Raw genomic sequence first — 11,706 nt, 5'->3', positions numbered from 1 at the left:
GCGTCGGCTGGGCTGTCAGAATGGCCCCACCGTGACTGAGACCTTCCCCGCCGAGGCGCCAGCCTCCCAGGACCTCTTCGACCGCGCTCTGGCCGTCGTGCCGGGCGGGGTGAACTCGCCGGTGCGCGCGTTCCGCGCCGTCGGCGGGACACCCCGGTTCATGGTGCGCGGCGAGGGCGCGTACCTGTTCGACGCCGACGGCCGCCGCTACCTGGACCTCATCTGCTCCTGGGGCCCGCTCGTCCTGGGCCACGCCCACCCCGCCGTCATCGAGGCGGTGACCCGGGCCGCCGCGAAGGGCACCAGTTTCGGCGCGCCCACCCCCGGCGAGGTCGAGCTGGCCGAGGAGATCGTGAGCCGTACCCCGGTCGACCAGGTCCGCCTCGTGAACTCGGGCACCGAGGCCACGATGTCCGCGATCCGCCTGGCCCGGGGCTTCACCGACCGGCCGAAGATCATCAAGTTCGCCGGGTGTTACCACGGCCACTCCGACGGGCTGCTCGCCGCGGCCGGGTCCGGCGTCGCGACCCTGGCGGCGGCCAGGACGGAGGCCGACCTCGCGGGCCTGCCGGACTCGCCGGGCGTCACCCGCAGCGCGGCCGCGGAGACGATCGTCCTGCCGTACAACGACCTGGCGGCCGTCGAGGCGGTCTTCGCGGTCGAGGGCGACCAGATCGCGGCGATCATCACGGAGGCCGCGGCCGGCAACATGGGCGTCGTCCCGCCGGCGCCCGGCTTCAACGCCGGCCTGGCCGACCTCGCCCACCGGCACGGCGCGCTGCTGATCCTCGACGAGGTCATGACGGGCTTCCGGGTCGCGCGCGGCGGCTGGGCGGAGCTGTCCGCGTCGCGCGGCGAGCCGATCGCGGCCGACCTGATCACCTTCGGCAAGGTCATGGGCGGCGGCCTGCCCGCCGCCGCGTTCGGCGGCCGGCACGAGGTGATGGGCCACCTGGCCCCGGCCGGGCCGGTCTACCAGGCCGGCACGCTGTCCGGCAACCCGCTCGCCAGCGCCGCCGGCCTGGCCACGCTGCGCGAGTGCACGTCCGGCACGTACGCGACGCTGGACCGCACGGCCGCGCAGCTGAGCGGCCTCGCGTCGAAGGCGCTCGACGCGGTTGGCGTCGCCCACCGGCTCCAGCACGCCGGCAACATGTTCTCGATCTTCTTCACCAGCGGTGAGGTCACGAACTACGACCAGGCGCGCGCCCAGCACGTGGCCGCGTTCACCGCCTTCTTCCAGGCGATGCTGGCCCACGGGGTCTACCTGCCGCCGAGCGCGTTCGAGGCCTGGTTCGTCTCGACGGCGATCGACGACGACGCGGTCGAGGTGTTCGCCAGGGCCCTGCCGGCCGCGGCCGAGGCCGCCGCCGCCGCGACCAGCGTGACCCCGGAGGGGGGAGGGGCATGAACACGATCGTCCACGTCGTGCGGCACGGCGAGGTCTTCAACCCGCAGAAGGTCCTCTACGGCCGCCTGCCCGGCTACAAGCTGTCCGAGCTGGGCGTGCAGATGGCCAAGGCGGTCGCCCAGTACTTCTCCGGCCGTGACGTCACCTACGTCGTGGCGAGCCCGCTGGAACGCGCCCAGCAGACCGCCGAGCCGATCGCCGCCGAGTTCGGCCTGGAGATCGCCAGCGACGAGCGGCTGCTGGAGAGCATCAACATGTTCGAGGGCAGGACGGTCGGCGTGGGCGACGGCGCGCTGCGCGACCCGCGCAACTGGTGGACCATCCGGGACCCGTTCACCCCGTCCTGGGGCGAGCCGTACCGGGTCGTCGCCGACCGGATGACCGCCGCCGTGCTCGCCGCCCGCGACGCCGCTGCCGGGCACGAGGCCGTCGCCGTCTCCCACCAGCTGCCGATCTGGATCCTGCGGCGGTGGATGGAGCGCAAGCGCCTCTGGCACGACCCGCGCCGCCGCCAGTGCTCGCTCGCAAGCGTGACCAGCTTCCACTTCGAGGGCGAGACGCTCGCGGGCGTCGGCTACACCGAGCCGGCCGGGCACCTGCTCGGCCTGTCCCAGGACGCGTTCAAGGCCAAGGGCGCCTGACGATGCGCCGCCTCGCCCTCATCGCGGCGTTCACCGCCGCGCTGGTCACCCTCACCGCCTGTTCGGGTACGGGCCAGAGCCCGCCCTCGCTCGTCGCCGTGTACCCGGTGGCCGAGCGCGGCGAGGTCCAGAAGGTCGCGGGTGACCTGCTCGACGGCGGCTCGTACGACATCTCGTCGCACGCGGGCGACGTCGTCGTGATCAACTTCTGGGCGTCGTGGTGCGGCCCGTGCCGCGTGGAGAAGGACGACCTCGAACAGACCTACCAGGCGACGAAGGCCAGCGGGGTCGCGTTCCTCGGCGTCAACATCCGCGACGACCGGGACAAGGCCAAGCAGTTCATCGCCGGCCAGGTCAGCTATCCGAGCCTGTTCGACCCGGCCAGCAAGCTGGCGCTGACGTTCAACATCCCGCCCACCTCACTGCCCGCCACGATCATCCTGGACCGCCAGCACCGGGTCGCCGCGATGATCCGCAAGGCGATGCTGCGGTCGGACCTGGAGCCGATCGTCGCGCAGATCGCCGCGGAGAGCGCGTAATGGGCGAGACCTTCGCCGAGCTGGCCACCGGGGGTCCGATCCTCGTGGCGGTCGGCGTCGCCGCGCTCGCCGGGTTGGTCAGCTTCCTGTCGCCGTGCGTGCTGCCGCTCGTGCCGGGCTACCTGTCGTACATGACCGGTCTGGCCGGCGCCGACCTGCGCGACCGGCTCGACCGGCCGGACGCCGGGGTGCGCGGCCGGGTGCTGCTCGGCACGGCCGGGTTCATCGCCGGCTTCACCGTGATCTTCACGCTCACCACGGTGGTCGTCGCCGGGGTGGGCCGCACGCTGCTCGTGCACCAGCGACCCGTCGAGATCGTGGTCGGCGCACTCATCATCGTGCTCGGCGCCGCGTTCCTCGGCTGGGTACCGGGCCTGCAGCGCGAGTGGCGGGTCCACAAGCTGCCGGCGGCCGGCCTGGCCAGCGCCCCGCTGCTCGGCGCGGTGTTCGCGCTGTCGTGGGTGCCGTGCATCGGCCCGACGCTGGGTGCCGTGCTCGGGCTGGCGACCGTGAGCGGCTCCACGCCCCGCGCGGTCACCCTCGCGGTCGCGTACTCCCTGGGCCTTGGCCTGCCGTTCGTGATCTTCGGGTTGGGCTTCCGTCGGCTCATCGGCGTGCACAAGGCCATCCGCCGGCACAGCCAGTGGGTGACCCGGGTCGGCGGGGCGCTGCTCATCGTCGTCGGCCTCGCCCTGGTCACGGGCGTCTGGGGCGGCTTCCTCAACTGGCTGCGCGCGACCATCGGCCCCGGAAGCGTCGGCATATGATCGCCTCCGCGCGGGCCTTCTGGCGTTGGCTGACCAGCATGCGCACGGCGCTGCTGCTGCTGTTCCTGCTCGCCGTCGCCGCCATCCCCGGTTCCCTGCTGCCGCAGCGCAACCTCAACCCGGAGCGGGTCAACCAGTACCTGCGCGACCACCCCGACCTGGGCCCGTGGCTGGACCGGCTGTGGGGCTTCTCCGTCTACTCCTCGCCCTGGTTCTCCGCGATCTACCTGCTGCTGTTCACCTCCCTCGTCGGGTGCCTGCTGCCCCGGCTCGCCCAGCACGTACGCGCGCTGCGGGCCGTACCCCCGGACGCCCCGAAGCGGCTGGACCGCCTGCCGCAACACGCCAGCGGCCTGGCGGCGGACGGCGCTCCCGCGGCCGTCGCCGAGGCGGTCGCCGCGACGCTGCGCAAGCGCCGGTGGCGCGTCGCCGTGCGCGAGCACGCTGACGGCGTGACGGTCGCGGCCGAGAAGGGGTACCTCAAGGAGACCGGCAACCTGCTGTTCCACTTCTCCCTGCTCGCGCTGCTCGTCGGGGTCGCGGCCGGGTCGTGGTACGGCTGGGAGGGCAACCGGATCGTGGTGGCCGGGCCGGATCACGGGTTCTGCAGCAGCATCCCGCAGTTCGACGAGTCGGCGCTGGGCGCGCGGGTCGGCGCCGAGGACCTGCCCCCGTTCTGCCTGCAACTCGACGGCTTCGACGTCGAGTATCTCGACAGCGGACAGCCGGTGTCGTTCGCGGCCCACGCGACCTACACCGAAGGGCTGTCGGGGGCGCCGCGCCAGGCCACCTTCTCGGTCAACGACCCGCTGCGCCTCGACGGGGCGAACGTCTACCTGTTCGGCCACGGGTACGCGGTCATCGTCCGCTACACCGACCGGTACGGGGTGTCGCAGACCACGGTCGCGCCGTTCCTCGTCGACGACGACTTCCTCACCTCGCACGGGCTGGCGGCGTTCCCGGACGCGAACATCGACCCGACCGGCAAGGCGCCGCGCTCGGACCGGGCGCAGACGGCGTTCTCCTGCGTGTACCTGCCGACCGTGCCGTCGGATGTGACCCTGGCCCGCTCGGCGCACCCGGCCGAGAAGAATCCGGCCCTCATGTGCTCGGCCTACCAGGGAGACATCGGCCTGGACACCGGCCGGGCCCAGTCCGTGTACGAACTGGACCGCAGGCAGATCGACTCGGGCCAGCTCAGCCAGGTCGGCCCGGAGACGAAGCTGGCACCCGGCGAGTCGTGGACGCTGCCGGACGGCTCGACGATGACGTTCCTGGGCACCCGGAAGTGGGCGGCCCTGTCCGTGCGGTACGACCCGGGCCAGCAGACGGTCCTGGCCGGGTCGGTCGTCATGCTCGCCGGGCTGCTCATTTCCCTGACCGGCCGGCGCCGGCGGGCGTGGGCGCGCGTCGTGCCTGATGAGGACGGGCGTAGCCTCATTTCGCTGGGTGGCTTGCCCCGAACCGAACAGCCCTCCTTCGCGGTGGAGTTCAGTCAGCTTGTGAGTGTGATCGAGGAGAACCATGGCCGAACTGTCCGACCAGCTGCTGATGTGGACGATCCTGGGGTACGCCCTGGCAATGCTGGGGTACGCGGCTGAGTACGCCTTCAGCTCGAACGGCGTCGTGGCCCGGGTCGCGGCCGCTCCCCGCAGGGAGCTGGTGACGGCCTCGGTCGGGGGCGGCCCCGAGCGGGTGCACGACCCGCTGTGGGACGACCCGGACGGCCTCTCCTCGCCCGTGGCCGACGTCGGGACGGCACCGTCGCCCGCGGGCGGCAAGGGCCAGCGCGCCGCGATCTTCGGCAAGATCGGCGTGGCGCTCACGGCGGTCGCCGCGCTCGCGCACGGCGGCGCGCTCGTCACCCGCGGCCTGGCGGCCGAGCGGGTGCCGTGGGGCAACATGTACGAGTTCGTCCTCGCCGCATGTTTCGTGGGCATCGTGTCGTGGCTGGTCATGCTGGCGTTGCGGCCCGCCGTGCGGCTGCTGGGGCTGTTCGTCGCGCTGGCTCAGGTGCTGCTGCTCGGCTTCGCGCTGCTGGTCCTGCACACGCAGGTCGCGCCGTTGGCGCCGGCCCTCAACTCGTACTGGCTGAAGATCCACGTCTCGGCGGCGGCGCTGTCGTCGGGCATCCTGCTGATGGCGTTCATCCCGTCGGCGCTGTTCCTCGCGCGCGACGGCTGGGACCGGGGCAAGCGGTCGTTCCCGTACACCCTGGGCCGCCGCCTGCCGGCCGCCGACTCGCTGGAGCGTCTCGCGTTCCGGGTGACCGTCTTCGGTTTCCCGATCTGGACCTTCGCCATCATCTGCGGCGCGATCTGGGCCGAGGCGGCCTGGGGCCGGTACTGGGGCTGGGACCCGAAGGAGACCTGGTCGTTCATCTCCTGGGTGATCTACGCCGGTTACCTGCACGCCCGGGCGACGCCGAGCGTGCGCCGCACCACGGCCACCTGGATCGGCGTGCTCGCCTGGGCCACCATGGTGATCAACCTTTACGTGATCAATTTCGTCGCGGTCGGCATGCACTCCTACGCCGGCGTCGAGTGACCCGTCGCCGCCGCGACCCTCGTTGAGGGTCAGCGGGCCCGGGCGGCGGCGCAGGTCGCGGCCGACCAGGTGTCGTAGCGCTTCACCCAGTTGAGGCAGTAGTTCGCGAACCCGCTCCCGGCGCCCGTGGGCACCTCGCCCTCCCGCCAGAACGTGCTGCCGCCGCCCGCGTCGCGCAGCCGCACGTTGTCGAAGCCGGCCTTCGGCAGGGTGATGTAGCCGCCCATCGCCGGGTCCACGTACACCTCGACATACTGCTCGATCGTCGTGGACCGGCCGATCGGCACGCGCTGGTCGATGAGCAGCCGCCACTGGCCGCGCCACCACAGCCACGCCCGCCAGTGCCCGTCGCCGGCCGACTCCAGGTTGATCCACACGCGGTCGCCGGGGGTGATCGGGTACTCGTCGTGGAAGGTCCACCGGCGGCTCACCGTGTCGTACGTGTAGACCCGCTGGCGGCCGTCGCGCAGCCAGCCGTTCTCCGACCAGCCGGCCTCCAACCAGGCCGTACCGTCCGCGCTGCGGGCCATGAAGCGGGCCGCCACGAAGTCGTATGTGCCGGCCCGTACGCCCGGGTTCGCGACCGTGAGGCGGCCCGAGACGCCGGACCACCCGCTGACGGTCGTCGCGCCGAGGTGGTGGTACCCGGCGCGCGGCTGCGGCGTAGCGGGCGTGGGTGGTGGCGGCCCGTCGGCCGGCGCGGCCCACGCCGCGGACGCCAGAAGAACAGTGAGGAGTACGCCGCAGAGCGCGACCCCTGCCCGCGCGATTGCCACGAACACCTCAACGGGACAGCCCGCCAGCGGGTGACGTCACCCGACCCGGCAGACTGCAGGGCATGGCACGTGCGCAGTCCGGACAGTATGGCCCGTACACCGATCTCAAGGACTTCCTCCAGACGCTGGAGAAGGCCGGCGAGCTGCACCGCATCACGGTCCCGGTGGACCCCACCCTGGAGATGAGCGAGATCGTCACGCGCACGGTGCGGGCCGGCGGTCCGGCGCTGCTGTTCGAACGGCCGACCAGGGGCGACATGCCGGTCGCGATCAACCTGTTCGGGTCGCACAAGCGCGCCGCGATGGCGCTCGGCGTGGGGGACGTGAACGAGATCGGCGACCGGATCGGGTCGCTCGTGCGTCCCGAGCTGCCGGTCGGCTTCTCCGGCATCCGCGAAGGGCTCGGCAAGCTGCTACAGCTCAAGAGCGTGCCGCCCAAGAAGGTGAAGACGGGATCCTGCCAGGAGGTGGTCTACCGGGACGGCGAGGTCGACCTCAACCGGCTGCCCGGGCTGCAGAGCTGGCCCGGCGACGGCGGCGTCTTCCACAACTTCGGGTTGACCCACACGAAGCACCCCGAGACCGGCAAGCGCAACCTCGGCCTCTACCGGCTGCAGCAGCACTCCCACAACACCCTGGGCATGCACTGGCAGATCCACAAGGACTCCACGGCCCACCACGCGGTCGCCGAGCGGCTCGGCCAGCGGCTGCCCGTGGCCGTCGCGATCGGCTGCGACCCGGTGGTCAGCTACTCGGCGTCGGCGCCGCTGCCGGGCGACATCGACGAGTACCTGTTCGCCGGGTTCCTGCGCGGCGAGCGGGTCGAGATGGTCGACTGCCTCACCGTGCCGCTGCAGGTGCCGGCGAGCGCGCAGATCGTGCTGGAGGGGTACGTGGAGCCGGGGGAGCGGGCGCCCGAGGGCCCGTTCGGCGACCACACCGGGTTCTACACCCCGGTCGAGCCGTTCCCCGTGCTGCACGTCACGTGCATGACGACCCAGCGGGACCCGGTCTACCACTCGATCGTGACGTCCAAGCCCCCGCAGGAGGACGGCGGCATCGGGCACGCCACCGAGCGCATCTTCCTCCCGCTGCTGAAGATGCTCATCCCGGACATCGTCGACTACCACCTGCCCGAGGCGGGCGTCTTCCACAACTGCTGCATCGTCTCCATCAACAAGCGGTACCCCAAGCACGCGCAGAAGGTCATGTCGTCGATCTGGGGCGCGCACCTGCTGTCGCTGTCGAAGCTGATCGTCGTGGTGGACGACGACTGCGACCCGCACGACTACAACGAGGTGGCGTTCCGGGCGTTCGGCAACGTGGACTACGCCCACGACCTGCTGATCACCTCCGGGCCGGTCGACCACCTGGACCACTCGTCGTACCAGCAGTTCTGGGGCGGCAAGGCGGGCATCGACGCGACCCGCAAGCTGCCCACGGAGGGGTACACGCGGGGCTGGCCGGAGGACGCCGTCATGTCCCCCGAGGTCGTGGCGCGGGTGGACCGTCGCTGGAAGGAATTCGGCCTGTGACAGCGGTGGCCGAACGCCCGCCGCCGGTGCGGGCCTTCCTGCGGCTCGTGATGATCGAACACTCGATCTTCGCGCTGCCGTTCGCGTACCTGGCCGCGCTGACCGCCATGGCGCCTTCGATCCGGTGGGGCACCCTCGGACTGATCACCGTGGCGATGGTCGCCGGGCGGACGGTCGCCATGGCCGCCAACCGGATCATCGACCGGCACATCGACGCGCAGAACCCGCGCACCGCCGGCCGCGAACTCGTCACGGGCGCCGTGTCGCTGCGCACCGCCTGGGTCGGGCTCGTGCTCAGTCTGGTGATCTTCCTGGCCTCGGCGGCGGCCCTCAACTGGCTGTGCCTGGCCCTGTCCCCGCTGGCTGTCATCGCGCTCGTCATCTACTCGTACGCGAAGCGGTTCACGAACTACCCGCAGGCGTTCCTGGCGCTCGCCCAGGCGGTGGCGCCCGTGGGCGCGTGGATCGGCGTGACCGGCGAATGGTCGTGGCCGGCGGCGCTGCTCGGCGTCGCGGTCGGCACGTGGATCGGCGGGTTCGACTGCATCTACGCCTGCCAGGACTACGAGGCCGACAAGCGGATCGGGGTCGGGTCCGTGCCGGTGCGCTGGGGGATCGCGGGGTCGCTGCGCATCTCGTCGGCCGTCCATGTCGTCACGATGGCGTTCTTCGTCTGGTACGGCGTGGTGGTGAACTACGGCTGGCTGTGGTGGGTCGGGCTGGCCCTGACCGGAGCCGTCCTCGTCTACGAGCATGCGATCGTCCGCGCGGACGACCTGTCGCGGGTCAACCGCGCGTTCTTCACCGCCAACGGGGTCATCGGCATCGCGCTGTTCGCCTTCGGGCTGGCCGACCTGGTGGTGAACGGGGGCCTGCGGCCATGACGGCGGCCCGCGTTCCCTGGATCGTGGGCGTCTCCGGGGCCTCCGGAACCCCGTACGCCGCCGCGGTGCTGCGAGGGCTGTTCGACGCCGGCGAGTCCGTCGATCTGGTGGTCTCGCGGGCCGCCCGGCTCACCCTGCTGGATGAGACCGGCGTGCGGTTCCGCGACGCCCACTGGAAGGACGACCTCGCGGCCTGGCTCGGCACCGATCCGGGCGACGTCGTGTACTGGCCGCCGGGCGACCTCGGTGGCGGCCCGGCGTCCGGCTCGTACCCGGCCCGCGGCATGCTCGTGGTCCCCGCCAGCACCGCGGCGTGCGCCGGCATCGCGATCGGCCTCAGCAAGGACCTGTTACAGCGGGCGGCCGAGGTGAACCTCAAGGAGCGCCGCCCGGTGGTGGTGGTGCCCCGCGAGACCCCGGTCACCCGCGGCCACCTGGAGCACCTGATCGCGCTGCACGACGCCGGGGCGGTCGTGCTGCCGGCCAGCCCGGGCTTCTACGGTGCCGGGGCACGGGCCAGCGGCCAGCAACTGGTCGACTTCGTGGCGGCGAAGGTACTTGATGCCATCGATGTCGGCCATTCGCTCCTCACGCGGTGGTCTGGGGAGCTGGGTGCTGGCCGCCTTTCCGAGTAGTGACGTTTGCGCCGTTATGTCATCGCGTGGGTGGGGTGGCTGCGTTCTCCTCGGCCTCGCCTTCCAGCAGGGCGCGTACCTCTGACTCACGGAAGCGGCGGTGACCGCCGGGCGTACGGATGCTACTGATCCGGCCGGCCGCCGCCCATCGCGTGACAGTCTTCGGGTCGACGCGGAACAGCGCGGCCACCTCGCCCGGTGTGAGCAGACGATCTCCAGTGTCCACGACCCCCTCCTTGCGTCGCCGAAGCTCTCTGCGGCTCGACCGTGATCGACACAGGGGTGACGGCCAGCCCGAGCCAGAGTCTTCGATGGGACGTACGACCATTACAGCACCGCCATAACCCCATGTCCGACAAACCGTAATTCGCGTTGTGTAGGGGCGTTCTGCGGGGAGAATAGGCGAGCCGGACACGCGTGCGACGCCGATCGCGATCATCAGGTTAGGGTCTGCCGGTGGAACAGTTGGAGCGTTGTTCGGACTCGGATCGCGAGTGGGTGACAGAGGCGATCGCGGTCGTCGAAGCGGACGCGAACCGCTCAGCCGACACCCACCTACTGCCGTTCCCGCTACCGCGTTCGTGGGGTGTCGACCTGTACCTCAAGGACGAGTCCGTACACCCCACCGGTTCACTCAAGCACCGGCTGGCCCGTTCCCTGTTCCTGTATGCCTTGTGCGGCGGCTGGATCCGGCCCGGTACCACCATTGTGGAGGCCTCCTCGGGCTCGACCGCCGTCTCCGAGGCGTACTTCGCCCGGTTGCTCGGCCTGCCCTTCGTGGCGGTCATGCCGGCGTCCACGTCGCCTGAGAAGATCGCGCTCATCGAGTTCCAGGGCGGCACCTGTCACCTGGTGTCGGACGGCGCGACCGTCGTTGAGGCCGCCCGGGCTCTGGCCGCTGATACGGGCGGGCACTTCATGGACCAGTTCACCTACGCCGAACGGGCCACGGACTGGCGGGGCAACAACAACATCGCCGAGTCGATCTTCGGCCAACTCGCCCTGGAACGGCATCCCATCCCCACCTGGGTCGTGGTCGGCGCCGGCACCGGCGGCACGTCCGCGACGATCGGGCGCTATGCCCGCTATCAGCGCCACTGCACGAAGCTGTGCGTGGTGGACCCGGAGGGGTCGGCGTTCTACGAGGGCTGGGTGGCCGGGGACTACTCCGTCGAGACGGGCCAGACGTCGCGGATCGAGGGCATCGGCCGTCCCCGGGTCGAGCCCTCGTTCCAACCGTCGGTCGTCGACCGCATGATCCGGGTCCCCGACGCCGGCTCCATCGCCGCGATGCGCGCGGGCTCCGCGATACTGGGCCGCCGGGTGGGCGGCTCCACCGGGACGAACCTATGGGGCGCCTTCGGCCTGATCGCCGAGATGCTCAGCCAGGGCACGCAGGGCTCCGTGGTCACGTTGCTCTGCGACGGCGGCGAACGGTACGCGGACACCTACTTCAATGATCAATGGGTACGCGCGCAGCGCCTCGACCTGGCCCCGCACCTCGCCGCGATCGACCGCTTCCTGGCGACCGGATCGTGGTCGTTCGGTGACGTTGAGTAGTCACCTCGGACACGAAAGAGGCGGCCCCTGCTGAGCCGCCTCCCCCTCTGAGCTGGTTGTATCCCCCGTGCCCATCGAACAAAGCCGATTGTTTTGGGAGCGCTCCCAATATGACACCGTGTTTCGGCCATGTCAATGGTGCGCGGCTGGACCGTGACGCCCGCCCCATCCGCGCAGCTCAGCACGGACGTTACGGACCGTAAGTTTCGCTAGATGGTGGATGCCCGGTCCCCGCCGCGCGCAAACGCCCAAGCCCACCGCCCCCACCCCGTGCCCCGTCCGTGCTCGCCCCGTGCCCCCGCCCCCTGCTCGCCTCGTCCGCCAAGGTGCGCACTTTGGCGGGATGGACGGGCCCGGATGCCGCCAAAGTGATGCTCCTATGGTTTGTCAACGGTGAGGGCGTGGTGGATT

Annotated in this window: 12 protein-coding genes; 10 read left to right on the top strand and 2 right to left on the bottom strand. The window is 71.2% G+C overall.

Going from position 1 to position 11,706, the window contains the following annotated elements; translation table 11 throughout:
- Positions 1–31 precede the first annotated feature (31 nt).
- Genes hemL through ccsB form a run of 6 tightly spaced genes read left to right on the top strand, consistent with a single transcriptional unit; the run spans position 32 to position 5,905 of the window.
- Positions 32–1,411, top strand: coding sequence for a glutamate-1-semialdehyde 2,1-aminomutase (gene hemL, locus ABD191_RS26500; protein ID WP_344087854.1), 1,380 nt, complete (start codon positions 32–34; stop codon positions 1,409–1,411).
- Positions 1,408–2,052, top strand: a complete 645-nt coding sequence (locus ABD191_RS26495; protein ID WP_344087851.1) for a histidine phosphatase family protein — start codon at positions 1,408–1,410, stop codon at positions 2,050–2,052. The genes hemL and ABD191_RS26495 overlap by 4 nt, the downstream gene beginning before the upstream one ends.
- On the top strand, positions 2,049–2,591 hold the full coding sequence (locus ABD191_RS26490; protein WP_344087903.1) for a TlpA family protein disulfide reductase: 543 nt from the start codon (positions 2,049–2,051) through the stop codon (positions 2,589–2,591). The genes ABD191_RS26495 and ABD191_RS26490 overlap by 4 nt, the downstream gene beginning before the upstream one ends.
- Positions 2,591–3,358: a cytochrome c biogenesis CcdA family protein gene (locus ABD191_RS26485; protein ID WP_344087848.1), complete on the top strand. Its 768-nt coding sequence runs from the start codon at positions 2,591–2,593 to the stop codon at positions 3,356–3,358. The genes ABD191_RS26490 and ABD191_RS26485 overlap by 1 nt, the downstream gene beginning before the upstream one ends.
- Positions 3,355–4,959, top strand: a complete 1,605-nt coding sequence (gene resB, locus ABD191_RS26480) for a cytochrome c biogenesis protein ResB (protein ID WP_344087845.1) — start codon at positions 3,355–3,357, stop codon at positions 4,957–4,959. Before ABD191_RS26485 ends, resB begins: the two co-directional genes overlap by 4 nt.
- On the top strand, positions 4,883–5,905 hold the full coding sequence (ccsB, locus tag ABD191_RS26475) for a c-type cytochrome biogenesis protein CcsB (RefSeq protein ID WP_344087842.1): 1,023 nt from the start codon (positions 4,883–4,885) through the stop codon (positions 5,903–5,905). The genes resB and ccsB overlap by 77 nt, the downstream gene beginning before the upstream one ends.
- A 29-nt stretch (positions 5,906–5,934) precedes the next feature.
- On the opposite strand, the gene ABD191_RS26470 is transcribed toward ccsB, so the two are convergent.
- Positions 5,935–6,681 carry a hypothetical protein gene (locus tag ABD191_RS26470; RefSeq protein ID WP_344087839.1) on the bottom strand — a complete coding sequence of 249 codons (747 nt, stop codon included), beginning with the start codon at positions 6,679–6,681 and terminating at the stop codon, positions 5,935–5,937.
- 62 nt (positions 6,682–6,743) lie between these two features.
- Here ABD191_RS26470 and ABD191_RS26465 point away from each other — a divergent pair, with 62 nt between their 5' ends.
- Genes ABD191_RS26465 through ABD191_RS26455 form a run of 3 tightly spaced genes read left to right on the top strand, consistent with a single transcriptional unit; the run spans position 6,744 to position 9,735 of the window.
- The gene (locus ABD191_RS26465; RefSeq protein ID WP_344087836.1) at positions 6,744–8,216 is read left to right on the top strand and encodes a menaquinone biosynthesis decarboxylase; all 1,473 of its coding nucleotides are present in this window, start codon (positions 6,744–6,746) and stop codon (positions 8,214–8,216) included.
- Positions 8,204–9,100, top strand: coding sequence for a menaquinone biosynthesis prenyltransferase MqnP (mqnP, locus tag ABD191_RS26460; protein WP_425560877.1), 897 nt, complete (start codon positions 8,204–8,206; stop codon positions 9,098–9,100). The genes ABD191_RS26465 and mqnP overlap by 13 nt, the downstream gene beginning before the upstream one ends.
- Entirely contained in the window at positions 9,097–9,735 is a 639-nt protein-coding gene (locus tag ABD191_RS26455; protein ID WP_344087830.1) for a UbiX family flavin prenyltransferase, read from the top strand. The genes mqnP and ABD191_RS26455 overlap by 4 nt, the downstream gene beginning before the upstream one ends.
- 19 nt (positions 9,736–9,754) lie before the next feature.
- On the opposite strand, the gene ABD191_RS26450 is transcribed toward ABD191_RS26455, so the two are convergent.
- The gene (locus tag ABD191_RS26450) at positions 9,755–9,961 is read right to left on the bottom strand and encodes a BldC family transcriptional regulator (RefSeq protein ID WP_344087827.1); all 207 of its coding nucleotides are present in this window, start codon (positions 9,959–9,961) and stop codon (positions 9,755–9,757) included.
- A gap of 230 nt (positions 9,962–10,191) precedes the next feature.
- Between ABD191_RS26450 and cds1 the strand changes: the two genes are divergently transcribed.
- Positions 10,192–11,295: an L-cysteine desulfhydrase Cds1 gene (cds1, locus tag ABD191_RS26445; protein ID WP_344087824.1), complete on the top strand. Its 1,104-nt coding sequence runs from the start codon at positions 10,192–10,194 to the stop codon at positions 11,293–11,295.
- Positions 11,296–11,706: the final 411 nt, after the last annotated feature.

Origin of the sequence: Luedemannella helvata (assembly GCF_039528415.1) — a bacterium.
In the GTDB taxonomy this organism is placed as follows: Bacteria; Actinomycetota; Actinomycetes; order Mycobacteriales; family Micromonosporaceae; genus Luedemannella; species Luedemannella helvata.
The sequence above is the reverse complement of the archived record's forward strand: the minus strand, read 5'-3'. Positions and strand labels throughout refer to the sequence as shown.